Origin of the sequence: Sphingomonas sp. OV641, from assembly GCF_900109205.1 — a bacterium.
Lineage (GTDB): Bacteria > Pseudomonadota > Alphaproteobacteria > Sphingomonadales > Sphingomonadaceae > Sphingomonas.
Genome location: NZ_FNZB01000010.1, coordinates 29,133 through 47,160, shown reverse-complemented (window position 1 = coordinate 47,160; position 18,028 = coordinate 29,133). Strand labels below are relative to the sequence as shown.

23 protein-coding genes are annotated in these 18,028 nt (G+C 65.7%); 18 read left to right on the top strand and 5 right to left on the bottom strand.

Features of this window, described 5'->3' with window-relative positions:
• The 5 genes from BMX36_RS19820 to BMX36_RS19800 all read right to left on the bottom strand — a co-directional run.
• The coding region (locus BMX36_RS19820) for a transposase (RefSeq protein ID WP_256210913.1) at positions 1-690 on the bottom strand (690 nt) is incomplete at its 3' end.
• A gap of 59 nt (positions 691-749) precedes the next feature.
• Positions 750-1,634 (bottom strand): GGDEF domain-containing protein, encoded by an 885-nt coding sequence (locus BMX36_RS19815; protein ID WP_066782289.1) that lies wholly within the window; start codon positions 1,632-1,634, stop codon positions 750-752.
• Complete coding sequence (locus BMX36_RS21865) at positions 1,612-1,896, bottom strand: hypothetical protein (RefSeq protein WP_066782290.1); 285 nt, start codon at positions 1,894-1,896, stop codon at positions 1,612-1,614. Before BMX36_RS21865 ends, BMX36_RS19815 begins: the two co-directional genes overlap by 23 nt.
• Before the next feature lie 140 nt (positions 1,897-2,036).
• Positions 2,037-2,369, bottom strand: a complete 333-nt coding sequence (locus BMX36_RS19805) for a helix-turn-helix domain-containing protein (protein ID WP_066782291.1) — start codon at positions 2,367-2,369, stop codon at positions 2,037-2,039.
• Between the two features lie 138 nt (positions 2,370-2,507).
• Positions 2,508-3,005: a hypothetical protein gene (locus BMX36_RS19800; protein ID WP_143058624.1), complete on the bottom strand. Its 498-nt coding sequence runs from the start codon at positions 3,003-3,005 to the stop codon at positions 2,508-2,510.
• A 231-nt stretch (positions 3,006-3,236) separates the two neighbouring features.
• Here BMX36_RS19800 and BMX36_RS19795 point away from each other — a divergent pair, with 231 nt between their 5' ends.
• Genes BMX36_RS19795 through BMX36_RS19710 form a run of 18 tightly spaced genes read left to right on the top strand, consistent with a single transcriptional unit; the run spans position 3,237 to position 18,027 of the window.
• The gene (locus BMX36_RS19795) at positions 3,237-3,491 is read left to right on the top strand and encodes a hypothetical protein (RefSeq protein ID WP_371262956.1); all 255 of its coding nucleotides are present in this window, start codon (positions 3,237-3,239) and stop codon (positions 3,489-3,491) included.
• 40 nt (positions 3,492-3,531) lie between these two features.
• Positions 3,532-3,816 carry a type IV conjugative transfer system protein TraL gene (gene traL / locus BMX36_RS19790; protein WP_007406330.1) on the top strand — a complete coding sequence of 95 codons (285 nt, stop codon included), beginning with the start codon at positions 3,532-3,534 and terminating at the stop codon, positions 3,814-3,816.
• Positions 3,817-4,404 carry a type IV conjugative transfer system protein TraE gene (locus BMX36_RS19785; protein WP_007406332.1) on the top strand — a complete coding sequence of 196 codons (588 nt, stop codon included), beginning with the start codon at positions 3,817-3,819 and terminating at the stop codon, positions 4,402-4,404. It abuts the gene before it with no gap.
• A complete protein-coding gene (locus BMX36_RS19780; protein ID WP_007406304.1) occupies positions 4,401-5,213 on the top strand; it encodes a type-F conjugative transfer system secretin TraK in 813 nt (270 codons plus the stop codon). Before BMX36_RS19785 ends, BMX36_RS19780 begins: the two co-directional genes overlap by 4 nt.
• Entirely contained in the window at positions 5,210-6,532 is a 1,323-nt protein-coding gene (locus BMX36_RS19775) for a TraB/VirB10 family protein (protein ID WP_024310625.1), read from the top strand. Before BMX36_RS19780 ends, BMX36_RS19775 begins: the two co-directional genes overlap by 4 nt.
• A 20-nt stretch (positions 6,533-6,552) precedes the next feature.
• On the top strand, positions 6,553-7,365 hold the full coding sequence (locus BMX36_RS19770; RefSeq protein WP_029721168.1) for a DsbC family protein: 813 nt from the start codon (positions 6,553-6,555) through the stop codon (positions 7,363-7,365).
• Positions 7,362-8,147 (top strand): conjugal transfer protein, encoded by a 786-nt coding sequence (locus BMX36_RS19765; protein WP_024310623.1) that lies wholly within the window; start codon positions 7,362-7,364, stop codon positions 8,145-8,147. Before BMX36_RS19770 ends, BMX36_RS19765 begins: the two co-directional genes overlap by 4 nt.
• Positions 8,148-8,152: 5 nt before the next feature.
• On the top strand, positions 8,153-10,717 hold the full coding sequence (traC, locus tag BMX36_RS19760; protein WP_007406319.1) for a type IV secretion system protein TraC: 2,565 nt from the start codon (positions 8,153-8,155) through the stop codon (positions 10,715-10,717).
• On the top strand, positions 10,714-11,088 hold the full coding sequence (locus tag BMX36_RS19755) for a hypothetical protein (protein WP_024310622.1): 375 nt from the start codon (positions 10,714-10,716) through the stop codon (positions 11,086-11,088). The genes traC and BMX36_RS19755 overlap by 4 nt, the downstream gene beginning before the upstream one ends.
• Positions 11,081-11,761 carry a TrbI F-type domain-containing protein gene (locus tag BMX36_RS19750; protein ID WP_024310621.1) on the top strand — a complete coding sequence of 227 codons (681 nt, stop codon included), beginning with the start codon at positions 11,081-11,083 and terminating at the stop codon, positions 11,759-11,761. Before BMX36_RS19755 ends, BMX36_RS19750 begins: the two co-directional genes overlap by 8 nt.
• The gene (locus BMX36_RS19745) at positions 11,745-12,338 is read left to right on the top strand and encodes a S26 family signal peptidase (RefSeq protein WP_024310620.1); all 594 of its coding nucleotides are present in this window, start codon (positions 11,745-11,747) and stop codon (positions 12,336-12,338) included. The genes BMX36_RS19750 and BMX36_RS19745 overlap by 17 nt, the downstream gene beginning before the upstream one ends.
• Positions 12,335-12,994 carry a type-F conjugative transfer system protein TraW gene (traW, locus tag BMX36_RS19740; RefSeq protein ID WP_024310619.1) on the top strand — a complete coding sequence of 220 codons (660 nt, stop codon included), beginning with the start codon at positions 12,335-12,337 and terminating at the stop codon, positions 12,992-12,994. Before BMX36_RS19745 ends, traW begins: the two co-directional genes overlap by 4 nt.
• A complete protein-coding gene (locus tag BMX36_RS19735; RefSeq protein ID WP_007406328.1) occupies positions 12,991-13,278 on the top strand; it encodes a hypothetical protein in 288 nt (95 codons plus the stop codon). Before traW ends, BMX36_RS19735 begins: the two co-directional genes overlap by 4 nt.
• A complete protein-coding gene (locus BMX36_RS19730) occupies positions 13,275-13,721 on the top strand; it encodes a hypothetical protein (protein ID WP_007406338.1) in 447 nt (148 codons plus the stop codon). The genes BMX36_RS19735 and BMX36_RS19730 overlap by 4 nt, the downstream gene beginning before the upstream one ends.
• Entirely contained in the window at positions 13,718-14,731 is a 1,014-nt protein-coding gene (gene traU, locus BMX36_RS19725) for a conjugal transfer pilus assembly protein TraU (protein ID WP_024310618.1), read from the top strand. The genes BMX36_RS19730 and traU overlap by 4 nt, the downstream gene beginning before the upstream one ends.
• A gap of 9 nt (positions 14,732-14,740) precedes the next feature.
• Complete coding sequence (gene trbC, locus BMX36_RS19720) at positions 14,741-15,484, top strand: type-F conjugative transfer system pilin assembly protein TrbC (protein WP_024310617.1); 744 nt, start codon at positions 14,741-14,743, stop codon at positions 15,482-15,484.
• Between the two features lie 3 nt (positions 15,485-15,487).
• Entirely contained in the window at positions 15,488-17,623 is a 2,136-nt protein-coding gene (locus BMX36_RS19715; protein WP_066760150.1) for a conjugal transfer protein TraN, read from the top strand.
• Positions 17,620-18,027, top strand: a complete 408-nt coding sequence (locus tag BMX36_RS19710; RefSeq protein WP_024310615.1) for a hypothetical protein — start codon at positions 17,620-17,622, stop codon at positions 18,025-18,027. Before BMX36_RS19715 ends, BMX36_RS19710 begins: the two co-directional genes overlap by 4 nt.
• The last annotated feature ends 1 nt before the right edge of the window (position 18,028 follow it).

Here is an 18,028-nt window from a genome sequence, read left to right as displayed (position 1 = left end):
CGCGAACGGCACGCCCGCCATACCCGTCACACCGCTCGACAAACGGGGTCCCTTTTGGACGCCGATAGGGGGTCCTTTTTGGACGCCGATTGACAATACACCCTCGAAATCCTTCGAGCCGCCAGGTTTTGTGCTGATACTACCCTGATCGGCCAGCCACTCCCGGACAGGACGACCGGCGTTCGCTACGTAGGGCAAATAGCCAGGTACGGTCTTGCGCTGCCAGCACGCATCAGCCTCGATGAACGAGGCATCAATCGCGGCGTCCTTGCCTCCGACCAAGCCCTTTCCGATGCAGCGGCGAACCGTGGCCTCGAACAGCTGCCGGAAGACGCCGGCATCGCGAAAGCGTCCGTGCCGGTTTTTGCTGAAGGTCGAGTGGTGCGGAACCTTGTCCCCCGGCGTGAGACGGCAGAACCAGCGATAGGCGAGATTGTAGCGCAGCTCCTCGCACAGACGCCGCTCGGACGTGATCGCGTAGATGCGGCCGATCAGGGTCATGCGGATGAGGAGTTCGGGGTCGATCGAAGGCCGACCTCGCGCGCTGTAATGATCAGCCAGCGCTTCTCTCAGCTCGCCCGTATCGAGACATTGATCGATACGACGCAACAGGTGGTTTGCGGGCAACAAGGCTTCTATGGTGCGACGGGACGCCCCTTCCCGCCCACCGCGACAGGCTGGTCCCATCATAGCGGCGCTCCTCACGGTAGGAGTGAAACGAAGGAGCACCCCGGCATGTCCGGTATTTTTCAACAGGCCCGATCCTCTGAGACAGCGTTGGGGGCGAGTACGAGCCCCGCCGAGCATGTCACCTCGCCGATCGGCGTCTCATTCTCGACGCGTTGCAGCTTTCGCCTCGAGAATGCCTTGCGGGCTGCGTTCAGCATATCGCGGGCGGCTTCGTGGTCGCAGTTGTCGAACACGATGGCGATCCGCTTTGCCTCCCAGCGGCCGACCCGGTGCGGCATGCAATGATCCCGCAATGTCTGGCCCAGCGCGCGCAGGACCCGCTCGACGACGCCGATCCCATGAGTCGCCCCGATCGAGGTGACTTGATCGAGCGCAACCAGCGCAAGAAGGGTAGGGCCTTCCCGCCCGAGTGCAGCGGTGAGCACCGACTCGATCGCGATGCGGTTGAGGAGCGAGGTAGCAGGATCGATGTCAGTATCGACGCCCAGCGAGCGTAGGCGCTCGCGGACTAGGGCCGTCTGAAGGCTCATCTGCTTCAACCGCTCTTCGGCGCGCTCTGCCTGGGCGGTCATGCGCGCGACCGCGCTATGGATGCTTCCGTCGGCGGAGACCAGCTCGGCCGCGGTCAGCGTCAGGGTCTTCACGAAGGCATTTGCCTCCTGGGCAGTTGCACCGATGATGTGCATGACCTCTGTTGAGAGCTCGCCGATCGTCGTCGCGGTGCCATGGAGATCCGCTGGTGCCGAAATCGCTCGCACGTCTTCCTGTCGGAGGCGATAACCGCCGTCGATCAGATTGGCGACGGCCATGAAATGGGCCTCGTCAGCACCTTCGAAATAGGTGTGAGCGAAGCCGTAATTCTCGGGGCTGTGCGGCAGTCGATGCTCGTCGAGAAAATCGACAATGGCATGACCCGACTCGTCAGCTGGTGGCCTTTGCCGCATGTCCGTGGTCCGCTGTCTCGTGGTTTGAAGCCTCGGGTTCGGCCAGCGATGGTGGCGAACGGAAGCCCTCTGGCCCTAGAAATTCGTATTTGAGATATCGATCGGAGTCGATGCGCTCGAAAACCGCGTTGATGACAGCTTCCCTGGAGCCGAGGCCCAGACGATCCTGAAGTCGCTCTGCGATCGCTAATGCTACGGGCGACAGCGCCACGGTCGACCGCCGGTACCCCGCATTGTCTTCCCGCTCCTTTTTCAGGCGCATGGACCGCGTGCTTTTTTTGATCTCGGATGGGTCGCTGGGCATAAGCAAGCGTCATTCTGCCACTCGGACGCTTAGCGCAAGGTGATGTGACGGTAAGACGGGGCGGTACATTTCGAGACTGGTAGTGTCGACGACCGACTTCAGCCGGTCAGCCCAGTTCGACCGATGCCGCGTTCGGAGCCAGTCACTATCTCGGGGATGTCGGGATCGGAAAGGATTGCCGAGAAATACTCGAGGCTTTCGGTAACTGCGGTCGCGAACCTCGGGCTGTAGTACACCATCGGCTCGTGAAGGATGTCGACGGCGATATAGGCGCGGACAGGGTCGATCTGCAGGATATCAACAAACTGGTCGATCAGTCGCCCTGTGAAGGGCGTTTGGCCGGCTCGGATTTTGTTGACGAGGCTAAGGCTCTTGCCGAGGCGGCGAGCCATTTCGGCATTTGTCACTTTCTTCAGACGCCACTCAGCCATGAACAACGCGTGAAGACGTTGTTGCCGATCTTCGCAGACTGAAGCCTTTGTAGACTGGTGGTACATACTGCGACCCCCGTTAGGGGTCTAATACGCATCTATCCGTTCACGTTGTCAACCACCGCCACGCAGCGCGATTCATGACCTCTCCGTAAATGTTCCATGAAATGCGGCGAGTAGCCCGATAATGAAGGTGAGCCGAATTGGCGCAAGCGATCCGGATGCGTCGCCAGCATGGGCACGCGCGCGCTGAAACAGGTCATTCTGGTGCATCTGAATGCGTAACGTGACCCGAATCGGACCGGGGATGTCGGCATCTCGCGCCTCGTGAACAAAGGGGGCAGGATCACGGCAAACGACGAAATTCTCCAACCCCTTCATAGAGGTAGCGGAAACAGTCTCAAATCCGCATGTGGCCAATGAATGAATGCGCATCGCATCCACGGCGAGGCGGAACAGCGAGTGATCCACTTTGAAGGTATAAAGCGCCTGGGGCATATCGGACCGTACGACAAAGCGGCGGGTGTCGCCATCGGCCGCATAAAGCCGACCAGATGCGGTACGATGCGTAACCGGATCTCCTCCGGCAAGGCGCATCAACAAATAGTGTGATTTTTTTACACTGATCCAAGTCATACAGCCTTAGAATCCGCAGTAGGCGGGGCGTTGTTCCGGGCGACCAAGATGTACTTGGCGCGAGACAAATAGTGTAATTTTTTTCCATCTTGCGGGAGTCAGTTTCTTCCTCCCTTTTAAGGGTGACGCAGCAATCCGCTTCGTCTTTCAAGGGGAAAGAGCATGTCTGCACTTTCAATGCCGAAGGGTGGCCAGATCAATGGCGTCCTTCTCGGCCTGGCGATCATCGCGATGGTGATGGTCCTGGGCGCGTCGGCGGCGTTCGCCGGCGCCGATACGACGTTCAATACCGCGCTGACGAAGTTCACGGACTTCCTCGAGGGCTCGGGCGGCAAGATCATCACCGTCATGAGCCTGGCCGGCGGCATCGTCGCGCTGGCGTCGGGCCGCTTCAGCCTCGGCCAGGTGGCCGTTCCCGTCGCCGTCGGTGTCGGCGCGGGCACGGGTATCCCGATCGTCACCTCGACCGTCACCGCGACGATCTGAGGCGTCGGCTGGATCAACCGCTGGGAGGGCGGCTTAGCTTATGGACCGGTACACCATCCCTTCGCATCTCGACGACCCGGAGCTGATCGGCTTCTGGACGCTGGACGAGTTCCTCGCGATGGCGATCCCCTTCATCTGGGGGATCCTGTCGCAGCACGTCGTGATCGGACTGATGGTCTCGTTGCTCGGCTGGTGGGGTTTTCGGAAACTCAAAGCCGGCAAGGCCACGTCGTGGATTCTCCACATGGCCTACTGGCACCTGCCGTCGAGTTTTACCGGGCTGAAGGCGACGCCGCCCTCCCACCTTCGCGTGATGGTGGGCTAAATGGATTATTCTGTCGGTCTCGCGCAGTCGCAGCGCGTCCTCAAGCAGCGCAACATGCTCGGCATCGTCGCGCTGGTCCTCGCGGGCCTCGTGGTGCTGCTGTTCCTGGTCGGCGCGACCCGTGACCGGGAGATCGTCCTGCAGCCGATCGTCCGCTCCCCGTTGACGCTCTCGTCGAGCGGGGTCAGCGAGCAGTATCTGGAGATGGTCACGCGCGACACCGCGCTGATGACGCTCAACCGCTCGCCCGAAAATCTCGAATACTGGATGGACTCGATCCTGGCGATCGCCACGCCGGAAGCACATGGTTCGCTCAAGCGCGACCTGATGAAGATCCTCAACGAGCAGCGCGGATCGAGCATCAGCCAGTATTTCACGCTCGCCGGCATGAAGGTCGATCCCGAGAAACTGACCTCGGAAGTGACCGGCACGCTGCACACCGTCGTCGGCTCGAAGTCGGTCACCGCCGAGCCGAAGACCTTCCGCTTCTATTGGGCGTATCGCGGCCTGACCCTCCAGCTCAAGGGCTTCGGGATGGTCACCAAGGCCGACAAGGACGCCGCGGCAACCATCGGAGACGACGCATGACCGCCTGGGTCGCAGTCGGGCTGATCGGGGGCGGGACCGCCTTCGCATCGCGCCTGTGTTCGCTATCGCGCCTGATCGGGGCGGGGATGATCGTGGCGGGCGGCGTGGTCCTCGCCGCGCCGGCCTTCGCCGACGAGCATGTGCTGGCAAAGGACAACAGCGAGGTCGCCTGCACGATGTCGAAGTCGGGGCTGACCCGCGTCAGCCTCAAGGACGATCGCTTCGCCAGCGTCTCGAAGCTGACCACCGGGGTCGATACCGACGATTTCACCGTGGTCAATGAACCGACCCGGGGCGACATCTATGTGTCGGTCCCGGAAGCCTATTCGCGGCCGAACGTGTCGTTCTTCGGCACGACGTCGAAGGGTTATGTGTACAAATTCTCGTGCCGGCTCGCCGGCGACGACGCGCAGCAGGTGTTCGTCGAGAACAAGGATATCGGTGGCGCCGCGGAAACGCAGGTCGCGGCCGTCGCGGCATCGCCGCAGGAGGCGTCCGCCACGCTGGTCCAGGCGATGTTCCAGTCCGCGCCGCTCGAAGGGTTCGAGGTCAGGCCCGCGGTCACCGACCCGGTGATGATTGGCTCGCTCAAGGTCCAGATGGTCGCCGAGTATCGCGGCGCCAGCCTCGCAGGCCGCACGCTCAGGATCGAGAACCGGGGCAAGGTTCCGGTCGCGCTGGGCGAGGGAACGATCGCACCGTCGAACGCGATCGCGGTCTCGGTCGCCAACCCCAACCTCAAGCCCGGTGAAGCCACCACCGCCTATATCGTCACGCCTTCGGGCCTCGCCAACGGAGTGCGGCCATGAGCCTCAAGGACATCTTCCAGCGTAACCGTGCCAAGCAGCTCGATACCGAGCCGGAGGAGGGCGGGGACAGCGAGCTGATGGCCGGCAACGATGCCGTCCGCAAGAAGCAGCTGCTCTACCTCGGCTGTGGTGGCGCCGTCGCGCTGGTGCTGGGCTCCTGGTACGTCATGGGCGACGATGCCAAGCTGAAGCCGGTCGGCACCGACGGGAAGGAGGTGAAGATCACCACCGACGACATGGTCAACCGGAACATGTCGCAGCGTGAATGGCAGGCCGCATCCGAAGCGCAGATGCAGTCGATCAACAATCAGCTGAAGGGCGTCGACGGCCAGCGCGCGCAGATGGAGCAGTTGCAGGCGCAGATCGCCGCGCTCCAGGGCGAGAAGCAGTCGATGGCGAGCGATGGCCAGCGGGTCATGAGCGCCTATCAGCAGGAGAACGACCAGCTTCGCCAGCAGATCGCGCAGCGTAACGCCGCGCCGGCCGCGCCGGCTCCGACGCAGATGTATGGCCCCGGCCAGCCCAATTACCGCACTCCCGGCGCGCCGATGACGGCGGGCGAGGCGGCAGCGGCTGCGGTGTCGCAGTCGCGCTCGATCAAGCTGGTGTCGTTCGAGGGCGGCCCCTCGGGCACCGCGACTCGGATCTCGGGTGGCACGACCAGCTACACCGACAGCCCCAATTACCTGCCGCCCAACTCGATCGCGAAGGCGAAGGTCATCGTCGGCGTCGACGCCTCGGCGGGGGTGCAGTCGCAGACCGATCCGCTGCCGGTGATCCTGCGCATCACCGGCCCGGCGCGCTCGGTCTACCAGAACGGCAAGCTGCTCACGACGCGGATCGAAGGCTGCGTCATCAACGGCGCGGCGCGCGGCGATCTCTCTTCCGAGAAGGTCTATGTGAAGCTGCAGCGGATGACCTGTCCGCAGGCCAATGGCCGGTTCGCGGTGTCGGACGTGAAGGGCTTCATCAGCTTCGCCGGCAAGACCGGCGTGCGCGGCCGTGTCGTCAGTCGCGAGGGCTCCTTGGCGATGCAAGCTTTCTTTGCTGGGCTTGTAGGTGGTGCAGGCAATGCGCTGAACACTGCCTTCAACCAGCCACTCGCAACCTTCGAGACAGACGGCAAAGGAGGGATCAATCGCACCCCGAGCATCGGCAACGTCGGTTTGCGCGCTTTGGGCGGCGGCGCCGACCAGAGCGGTCGAACAGTTTCCAAATACCTGATCGAGCGCGCCGAACAGTACCAGCCCATCATCGAGATGCCGACCGGCATCGATGTCGAGATCGTCTTCCTCGAAGGCGTCTTCATCCAGAACTGAGCCCGGAAGGAGGCGGTCACATGGCAAATACTATCATGATCGGCGCGATGGCGGGGGCGGCGATGCTGCTGACCGGCTCGGCCGAAGCGCCGATCGGCGCGCAGGTCCAGGTCGCGCTGCAGAAGCGGCTTCCCAAGACCAAGGTCGATGCGATCGACTGCTCCAAGGTCGACGGGCTGTGCGAGGTCGTGGCGGGTGCGAACTTGTTCTACGTCGACAAGTCGGCGCGCTATCTCGTCATCGGCCGCGTCTATGACATGGAGACGCGGCAGGATCTGACCGCCGCCAAGCTGCTCGCGCTCAATCCCGATATGCTGGTGGGCGGCGCGGCAAAGGCCAATGCCACGGCCGATGCGCCCGAGGCCGGCGCGGCGAGGGCGGGTGCGCGCGTCACGACCCAGCCCGCTGTCGCCCGCACGCTCGATGTGACGCGGCTGTCGAGCAAGGGTGCGATCGTGTGGGGTTCGGGCACGCAGACGGTCACCGTCTTCTCCGATTTCCACTGCGGCTACTGCCGCGCGCTCAGTCAGGCGCTCGAGACGATGAACGTGCGCGTCATCGAGCGCCCGATCTCGGTGCTGGGAAGCCGCGAGATCGCCGAGCAGGTGCTGTGCGCCCGCGATCGTCATGCGGCGGTCCGCGCGGCCTATGCGCAGAACCCGGTCCCGGCAGGCGCGAAGTGCGACACCAGCGGTCTCGATGAGAACGAGGCGTTCGCCAAGGCGCACGGCATCAACGGGACGCCCGTCATCGTCCGCTCCGACGGGGCGGTGATCGAGGGCTTCAAGCCCAAGGCCCAGCTCGTCGAATGGTTGAAGGGAGCCAAGTCGTGACCCGATCCGTGATCCGCCTGCCGGCCTGCCCGGTTTCCGACTATCGCCCGCACGCCCGCGCCAAGCGTATCGCCGCGCTGGCGATGACCGCGAGCCTGGGACTGCTCGCCAGCTGTACGACGCTGGGCACCAACATCTCGGGCAAGTTCGCGTGCGGCGCGCCCGAGGGTGGCAGCTGCTCGCCGGCGACCGTCATCGATGACAAGGCGCTGGCCGAGATCACTGGCGACAGTGGCTATCATCCCGCAGGACCGTACCAGGCACCCGCGCGCAACAGCGGTGGTACGCAGCGGATCGCCTATGCCTCGACGCCGGTGCCGGCGCAGGCGGCGGGGGTCGGGCCGCAGAAGGTGTTGCGGATCGTGTTCCCCTCGCATGTCGACGCGGCTGGGCGCTTCCACGAGACCGCGGTCGTGCAGGCGGTGGTCGACAACGGCCAGTGGCTGGCGGCGACCGACGGCCACGGTTCGGCGCTTGCCGCGACGCAGACGCTCAACGTCAGCCCCGAGATCCTCTCGCAGCTCGGCGCGCCGATCGCCGCGCTTCCCCCGGTGCCCGCCGAGGTCGCGCAGGTCGCCGCCCCGGCAGCGGCCGCAGGTGCGGCGAGCGCGGTCGGCGCACCAAGTGCGGCAGCGGTCGCGGCCGCGCGGGCCAGGGCGCGCGACGCGGCTGCTGGCAAGGGTGTGCCGATCGCCGCGACGCAGAAGCCGGCTTCGCCCGAACTCGCGTCGAGCACGCCGGGTAACCGCCCAGCGACCTTCTCGCCGCGCGTGGAGGACTGATCGTCATGGCGAAGACCGGCTTCATAGCCCGCCTGCTCGGCGATACGCGCGCACCCGACCAGGGAACACCCTCGCATGGCGCGCCGATGCTGTCGCAGTGGCTGCCGTATCGCAGCTACGACGCGCGGCACGACCTGTTCTACCAGACCGACAGCATCGCGTTCGCGCTGGAACTCGCGCCGCTCATGGGTGCGGACGAGCGCACCGGGGAGATCATCGCGCAGATGCTGTCCGAGAGCGTCCCGCCCAGCGCGCGGGTCCAGCTGCTCGCATTCCAGAGCCCGCGTGTGGGCGCGCTGATCGCGCAATATGCGCTGCCGCGCTACAAGGCGGGCGGCATCCATCGCAAGATCGCCGAGCGGCGGTCGGCGTTCCTGCGTCACGGCGCATGGGTATCGATGTCGAAGGACGGACCGTTCCACGTCCGCAACCATCGCATCTTCCTGTCGGTCTCGATCCGTAGCGGGAAGGCGACACCGGAGGAGCTGACCGGCGTCCGCGACAGCATCGTCTCGACGCTGCAGTCGATCGACATGCCGGCAACCCGGCTGAAGCCGGTCGATCTGATCGCGCTGATCGACGACATCACCGCGCCGGCGTTCGACGTCTCCGACCACGTCTCGGAATATTCAGAACTCGATCCGATCGCCGACCAATGCGTGCGGCGCGACGTCCAGACCGTCGTCCAGGCCGACCGCCTGCTGGTATCGGTCGAGCCGCTGCGCGCGGTGACGAACCTGTCGGGCGAGACGCAGTATCAGGAGATCCGGCCCGACACGTTCGACTATCGCTTCTTCTCGGTCAGGAACCTGCCGAACCGCTGGGCGCCGTGGGACGTGCAGAAGCTGATCGGCGACATGTTCTCCGACAAGCTGCGCCCGGGGTGCCCGACTCTCACGTCGCTATGCCTGTGCTACCAGGACGAACAGGCCGCCTCGTCTAAGGCCGGTTACAAGTTCATGCGTACGTCGAGCCTGGCGGACTCGAAGTCGGCGCGGCTGCTCCCGCAGCTGAAGGACCAGAGCCGCGAATGGGAGCATGTCACCCAGGAGCTGCGTCTCGGCAAGAAGCTGGTGCAGGCCTATTATGCGGTCGGCATCATCAGCCCGAAGGGGCAGGGGGACGCTAACGAGCGCACCGTCAAGTCGATGTACAAGGCGGCCGGGTGGGACCTGCTCGACGAGCGGTTCCTCCAGATCATGGCGTTCATGTCGTGTCTGCCGATGACGCTCGGCAACGGGCTCGACAGCGACCTGAAGCGCATGAAGCGGCTGCGCACGATGCTGACCTCGACCGCGGCGAACATGCTGCCGATCCAGGGCGAGTATCTCGGCGGGCATCTGCCGCACCTGATGTTCATCGGGCGGCGCGGCCAGCCTTTCTTCTGGTCGCCGTTCGAGAACAAGGCGGGCAACCACAATGTCGCGGTGTTCGGCAAGTCCGGCTCGGGCAAGTCGGTGGCGCTGCAGGAGCTGTGCGCGGCGTTCGCCGGCGTGGGCGCGAAGATCATCGTGATCGATGACGGCCGCTCGTTCGAGCATATGGCCAAGAGCCTGGGCGGCAATTTCGTCGAGTTCCGCCTGCGCGACGGGTTCAGCCTCAATCCGTTCTCGATGATCGACGAGACGCTGGTGGCGCAGGACGAGGATTATCTCGTCGACGCGCTGGCGATGCTCAAGTCGATCATCGGGCAGATGGGCCGTCACATCGACAAGCTCAACGACACCGAGCGCGGTCTGATCGATCGTGCGGTCAACCAGGTGTGGGAGGCCAAGGGCAGGGGAGGGTGCGTCGACGACGTGATCGAGGCGCTCGGCTCCGACGGCTCTGTGCAGGGGACGGATCTCGCGATCGCGATGTTCCCGTTCTCGGGAAAGGGCACCTACGGCAGCTTCTTCACCGGTGAGGCGTCGGTGGACATGTCGAACGCGCTAACGGTGTTCGAACTCTCGGACCTGTCGAGCCGCGAGGAACTGCGCTCGGTCGTGCTGACCGCGATCATGTTCATGTCGTCGCAGACCATGCGCCGCATGGACCGCCAGATCCCCAAGGCGCTGCTGATCGACGAGGCGTGGCAGATGCTGCGCGGTGGGTCGATGGCCGATTTCGTCGAGACCTACAGCCGAACCTGCCGCAAATATGGCGCCTCGCTCATCACCGCGACGCAGAGCCTCAACGACTATTACAAGTCGGAAGGGAGCCTCGCGGCGCTGGAGAACTCCGACTGGTCGGTCATCCTGATGCAGAAGCCCGACACGATCTCGGACTTCCAGAAGCACGGCCGCTTCGACATGGACCCCTACACCGAAAGCCTGCTGCGTTCGCTGAAGCGCAACGGCGCGGAATATTCCGACATCCTCATCAAGGGGCCGGAATCGATGGCGGTCGGGCGGCTCGTCCTCGATAAATATTCGGCGACGCTCTATTCCTCCAGCCCGCAGACCTTCGCCGATATCGAGCATCTGATCGACCTCGGCTGTTCGATGGACGAGGCGATCGAACGCGTCGCCTTCCCCGAGGAATATCGCGACAATCCTCCGGGCGAGCCCTGGGTGGAGGCGGCGGAATGAACGCCTTCACGCACGAGCGCGACTGGCGTACGCCGACCGCGACCGACTGGAAACGCACGGGCACGCGCGCGATCGGCGACGCCTGCTACATCCTGTTGCGGGTGTCGGGCTGGATGGCGATGACGCTGCTCGCGACCTTCGGCGTCGCGATCCTGTTCTTCCTGATGCTAGGCGACTTCACCGCGCTCGGCTTCTTCTCGCAGGTCGCCAACCTCGGCACGCGCTTCGTCGCGGCCGACCAGGCACGCCGCGCGGCGTTCGGCGACCAGCTGTTCGTCGTGTGGCTGGTCGCGTTCGGCATCGTCGCCGTGACCCGCGTGCGCCTGCTCGGCGCGATCATCACTTCCACGAAAGGCCCCCGTCATGGTTGATGTTCTCGATCGTCCCGAGGTCGCGTCCGCGGCGGTGCAACCGTCCGCTCCGGCCCCGGCACCCCGTGATGACGCTGCCGGTGCGGCACCGCGCCGTCCGGTCGCGGACAAGGTGGATCGCCGCAAGCCGCAGGGCCTGCCCGTCATCGCCTATGTCGCGGTCGCGCTGGCGGTCGCGGTACTGCTCTGGGGGGCGTGGGTGACCAAGCATCTCCTTGCCCCGCCCGCGACCGTGCCGATGGCGAGCGTCCGGCTCGAAGGCATCGTCTCGGAATATGTCCAGGCGCAGAGCCACAGTAACGGCCAGCCCCAACAGGTGGCCGCGCAGACCCAGGCCTTCATGTCCGCGCTCGACGACGAGATGAAGAAGGTCGGCGCGAGCGGCACCACCGTCCTCGTCGGCGAGGCGGTCCTCTCGAAGAACGTCCCCGATATCACCGACCAGATCCGCCGCGCGGTCTTCGCGCGCGTGCCGCTCCCCGCGGCCGCGCCGAACACCCCGGCCGGTCCCGCGGTCGGTGCGATGCTTCCCCAAGCCTCCGGGAACGTCGCGCCGGCCGCGCCAGGGGCGGCGGTCCCGACCGCTTCGCCGTTCGGGCCTGCGCCGGTCTCGCCGGTCGAGGCGACGGTCACCCAGTCCGCGCCGGGAGGGGTCGATGGCAGCGGCAACTGAGGCGCTGGCGCGGGTCGGTCATGCGGCTCCCACGGCGGTTGACGTCGCCGGGGACCGCGCGGCCCGCAAGGCGCTGATCGTCAAGCGGGTCCGCCAGTGGAGCGCGGTCGCGCTGCTCGGGATCGTGTGGGGCGGCTACAACTCGATCGCCGCGTGGCGCGAGACGCACGCCTTCATGATAAACGCGAGCGAGAGCCTCCCCAACTGGGCGTTCTTCATCCAGCGCGGCCGCGTGCCCGCCAAGGGCGACTATGTGTTCTTCGCGCCGCCCGAGGGCGAGCTGGTGCGCCGCCACTTCGGACCGGATTCGGGACCGTTCGGCAAGCGCGTGATCGGCGAGGCCGGGGCGCTGGTCGAGCATCGCGGGAAATGGGTCTATGTCGACGGCGTCCGCGTCGCGCACATGAAGCCGCGCTCGCGCTTCGGCGAGGTGCTGACGCCGGGACCGGTCGGGCGCGTTCCCGAGGGCTGCTATTATGTCGGCACCGCACACCCCGACGGGTTCGACAGCCGCTACGGCGAGATCGGCTTTGCCTGCGCGAAGCAGATCATCGGCACCGGGACGCCGATCCTGTGATCCGGCGCGCGGGCCTTTTCGGCGGAACCCTGGGCGTGGCGCTGGTCGCCTCGTCGTCCTGGCCGATCGTGCAGGGCGCGCTCGCAAAGGATCACGGCGTGATGGGCCAGACCTGGGCGATCGCCGAGCCGGATCTGCTGGCGACGATCGATACCCGGCTGAAGACGCTGCAGGCCAATGGCGGCATCGAGCGCATGCAGACGGCGCTGCGTGAAAAAACCGAGGAACGTGTCCGCAACCCGATCCCCGTCGCCGGCATCGGCGCGGTGCGCGAGAGCCGCAGCTGGACGTTCGACCCGACGATCGTGCTCGATCAGGACATCCAGGACCAGAAGGGCCGGCTCGTCGCGCGCGCCGGGCAGCGGGTCAATCCGCTGTCGTTCGTCGCGATGAAGACCGACCTCGTGTTCATCGACGGCCGCGACGATGCGCAGGTCGACTGGGCGCTGAAGCGGTGGACCGCGCAGAATGCCAAGATCATCTTCGTCGCCGGCTCGCCGTTCAACCGCATGGGCGAGAAGAAGCGCCGCTTCTTCTTCGACCAGCAGGGCAAGCTCACCAGCCATTTCGGGATCGCGCGCGTCCCCGCCGTGGTCGAACCGGCGGGCCAGGTGCTCAAGATCAGCGAGATCGAGATGTCGGGAGCGGGCGCATGATGTGGCTCGATATTCTCAGGACGCCGATGGCCGCGCCCGAGACGCCGGCCCTCAAGGCGATGCGGCTCGCGATCCTGTGGTCGGCGATCGGGCTGGCGATCGCCATCTGCGCGTTGCAGCCGCTGCGCGCGGTGCTCGGCGCCGGGGCAGGGGGCGCGCTTGCCGGACTGGTGCTGGCGCTGGTCGTGCTGGTGCCGGTGTATGTGATCGCCAAGAACCGGGCCGATAACGCTTTCCTTGACGCAAGCCTCGCGGCGCAGCCGGACGGGGAGGGCAGGGCATGACGACTGAGCGCATCAGCCTGATCGCGCGCTACGCGCTTCTGTGTGTCGCGGCAGTCGGCTTCGGGTGGACATATGTTCTCGCCATATTCGCGCTGTTCCCGGCCTGGATGTTCTTTCCCGTCGTCGCCTTGTCGATGGTCGTATCGATCGCGACCGTGGCGTTGCTCTCGAGCGTCCCTGCGCTGCTGTTCCTGTCCCGCGTGCATTGCGAGATCGAGTCCCTCGTACGAAGGCTTCTCGGGGGCCGTGCCGATCCGGTGACCGCCGCGTCGATCGGAAACGAAATCGATGTCGTCCTTGCCGAAAGCGGGCGGACGATATCGGTTGGCAAACGCCGTGCGCTGGTGCGCGCGCTGGCCGATCAGTCGATAAGCTTCGATGGACGCGACCGCGCCCGGATGGTGCCCCTGGTCATCGCTTTCTCCGAGGAGCCCGGCGCATGATCCGCCGCCTGCTCACCCTGCTCGGCATGATCGCCGCGTTCGCGCTGCTGCCGGCGCCGGCGAGCGCGCTCCCGGCCAACTGCACCGGCAAGTTCGTCAACCCGATCACCGACGTCTGCTGGTCGTGCCTGTTCCCGCTGTCGGTGGGCGGCGCGCACATCTGGCCGGGGAGCCGACCCGATACCAAGAACCCAAGCCTGCCGGTCTGTGCGTGCGGTTCGCCGATCCCGCGCATCGGCATCTCGATCGGCTTCTGGGAACCGGCGCGGCTCGTCGATGTGACCACCAAGCCGTGGTGCTTCCCGAATCTCGGCGGACTTCGCCTCAATCCGGGGCTCGATATCGGGCAGGGGCAGTATACCGGCCCGCTCATCAAGGGCGGCGCGACCCAGGCCAGCGCCAACTGGCAGGCGCATTATTACGTCTATCCCTTGCTCTACTGGATGGAGATCCTGACCGACTTCCTGTGTTTCGAACAGGCGTCGTTCGACGTCGCCTACATGACCGAGATCGATCCCTTGTGGAACGACGACGTGCTGACCACGCTCATCAACCCCGAGGTCGCACTGTTCAACAATCCGATCGCGGTCGCCGCCTGCGCGGCCGACTGCGTCGCGGCGAGCGCGAAGCTGCCGATCGACCCGATGTTCTGGTGCTCGGGCTGCAACGGCTCGATGTTCCCGATGAACGGCAACATCGCGGCGCACAATTCGCCGGTCCAGTCGTCGCGTCTCGCGGCCGAGCGGCTCCTGTTCAAGATGCACCGGCAGGGGCTGGCGTGGGGCACCGCGGGATCGAAGGCGCTCTGCAACAAGTACGTCATGCCGATCCTGAAGAAGTCGCAATACCGCATCCAGATGACCAATCCGACGCCCACGGTGAGCGGCAAATATGCCTGCTCGCCGATCGGCGCGACGACGCTCCCGCCCGACGCGGGCCGGGCCTTCCCCGTCAAGGGCGAGGACTTCGGCTACCTGCTCTGGCGCAAGCGCAACTGCTGCATGCTGTGAGGATCTGACATGAAGAAGTTCCTCCTTTCCGCGCTCGCCATCGCCTCGATCGGCACCGGCTGCGCCGTTCTCGCCCAGACCGTCGAGGGGCTCGATCTCGACGCGATCCGCGCGCGATCGGCCAAGTCCGAACAGGACGCGACCGCGCTCGTGAATGAGGTCGAGCGCCGCGGCGACGCGTTCCGCAAGGATGCGCAGACCGTGCAGGCGGTCGCGCTGGAACAGATGCGCACGATCGACAAGGCGAACCTGCCCAGGGGGCCGGCGGGCGCGGTCGACTTCGACGAGATGATCCAGGCCGCCTCGGCCAACCTCAAGGAGGCCCAAGGCACCGCGCCGCAGTTCATGGTGTTCGTGTCCACCTCGATGCCCGAACAGGCGCTGAAGCGGATCATCGCCGATACCTCGGCCGCTGGCGGCGTCGTGGTGTTCCGGGGCTTCCCCGGCAATTCGGGCAAGGCGTTCATCGCCGCGCTCTCCAAGGTGGTCGAGAAGGACCAGCAGTTCGCCTCGATCGGGATCGACCCGCGCCTGTTCCGCGCGTTCGACGTTACCGCGGTCCCGACGATGGTGGTCTCGTCGAGCGACTTCACGCCGTGCGACGGCCTCACCTGCAAGACGACGCCGCCTCCGTTCGACCGCATCGAAGGCAACGTCACAGTGCGCTACGCGCTGGAGACGTTCGCGGGCGAGAACGGACCGGGCGCTCTGGTCGCGCGGACCGCCCTCGCCAATCTCGGCCGGAATCCCTGAGCCGTGCGGGGGGGCCGCCTCCTGATCGGTCTCCTCGCGCCGGTCCTGGCAGCGCAGGCGCTCGCCCAGGCCCAGTCCACTCAGCAGGGCCAGCAGGGCGTCGGCGACTTCTACGGCCTGGGCGACTACACCTACTTCAGCGACACGACCCCCAAGCCCACCCCGACCCCCACACCCACATCCGCGCCGGTCGCCAGGACGACGGTGACCAGCGTCGCCGAGCCGAGCGCGGCTCCCGCGCGGACCACCGCCAGCACCGCCCGCACGGTTCAGCCCGCAGCGTCGAGCAATGCTGTCGCGGCCGAGCCGAGCGCGCAGTCGAGCAGTTCGACCTACACCTATCCCAAAGGGGACATGGCGGCGGCACGCGCCGCGGCGAAGGCACTGGCGACCCCGGCACGCCAGGCTTCGGGCGGCATCATCTCCTCTACCGATCTGCCCTCGACCATCCCGGGCTTCAGCAGCGGCACGCAGCCCGGCGAAGCCTATGCCGATGATCCCGATGCGCTGATCGCGGCCGGCGGGTCGGCCGCTGGCGCGAACGAGGCGTGGCAGCTCGTCACCGATCCGGGCCGCAAGGTCGTGACCGTACCTGCCGGCGATCTCACGCGCGCGCAGGACGTCGAGAAGGACCCGAACAGCTATCTCGCCGGTCAGTCGGTGGGCGGCGCCGACGGTAGCTGCAAGCCGCTGCCTCCCAACGGCACCACCGATTATTACGAGGCGACCTGCAACAAGGGCGCGAAGCTCGAGGAAACGCCTGCGACCTGCACCGGCAGGATGGACCCGGTAATCGTCGATACGCTCAGGTACTTCTACTACGGCGTGCGCGACCAGAACGAGGGCCAGGGGTTCGCGCGCAACAGCGTCATGCAGGCCAAGGTCAGCGCCGGCCTGTGCCGGGTCGAGGCGGGGACGCCGCATATCTGCGATGCGCAGATCGAATTGGGGGCGGGCGGCGACAACGTCGAAGACTATCGTCGCTGGTGCAAGAGCCTGTCCTCAATGCGCACCACCGCGCAGCTCTATTCCTGCTCGGCCGAAATACCCCAGGCCGAGATCCCGGCCCACCAGAATTACGCGACCGGCACGGTGTATCTCAGGAAGGAAGGCACGCGCGAGGTCACGCTGACGCGCAATGAGGGAAGCTGTCCGGCGCTGGTGTCCGACACCGCCTGCACCGCGACCGGCCCGGAGGTCTGCACCGAGGGGCCTGAGACGCGGATCATCGACGGTGTGTCGGTCACGGCATCGTGCTGGGCGTGGTCGCGGCCGTTCACCTGTCAGCGCATCACCCAGGCGTCCGATTGCAGCGATCTGGAGAACGGCGGGAAATGCACCTTCCTGCGTGACGAGTGCCTCGACGATCCGCAGTCCGGTCCGTGCCAGGTCACGACGAAGGTCTACAAATGCCCGGTCCCGACGCCGCCTTCGACCGGTCCCAAGCAATATATCTGCGGTGATGACGTCTATTGCATCGACGGCGAATGCGAACCGGTCGAGCGCGAGGCGTCGACCGAGTTCAAGGACGCCGTGGTCGGGCTGCACGCGCTGGGCCAGGCCAATGCCGAGTTCGATCCCGATACGCTGACGCTGTTCTCGGGCAAGCGGCAGACCTGCCACAAGCCGGTGTTCGGACTGGTCAACTGCTGCGCGGGCAAGGCCTCGGGCCTCATCACGACCGCTGCCGGCGCGGCCGCGATCGCGGGCGGGCCGGTGGCGATCGCCGCGCTCGCGACGCCGTTCCTGACGATGTTCATGTGCTCGAACGACGAGAAGCTGCTCGACGTGCAGGACCGGATGGGGATGTGCCACAAGCTGGGCGAATATTGCTCGGACAAGGTGCTGGGCATCTGCACCTCCAAGAAGACGGCCTATTGCTGCTTCGAGAGCAAGCTGTCGCGCATCCTGCAGGAACAGGGTCGCCCGCAGATCAACAAGCCGTGGGGCAGCGCCAAGAAGGAAACCTGCAAGGGGTTCACGCTCGACGAATTCTCGCGCCTCGATCTGTCGGTGATGGATTTCACCGAGGTCTATGCCGAGTTCGTCGACGCCGCGAAGCTGCCCGACGAGATCGAAACCTCACGCCAGATCCAGGAGCGGATCAAGGCCTATTACGAGGCGAAGAAGAACCAATGACCGGCGTGACGCATCTGTCGGACCATCGTCCGTTTCCCGACCTTTCGGTCGCGGAATTCGCGGTGCTGATCGCACTCCTGCGCGCCGGACCGCACCCGGCCGGGTTCCTCATCCCGACGCTCGACAGCTGGTTCGATACGAAGCTCTGCGTCGCCGATCTCGAACCGACGATCGCGCGGCTGATCCGCGCCAACCTCATCCTGCGCCGGGGCGAGACGCTCTACCCGCGCCGGCACGCCCGCAACCTCATCATCGGGGTGTACGGCAACCTGTTCCGCATCCTCGCCGACGACATGGCGCAGCTCGTGTCGCTCAAGGAGCCGTCGCTCCTCGGAACGCTCAAATCCTACCTCACCCGCCGCGAACAGGAAGATCGCGAAAAGCAGAAGAAGAAGGACGACTGAC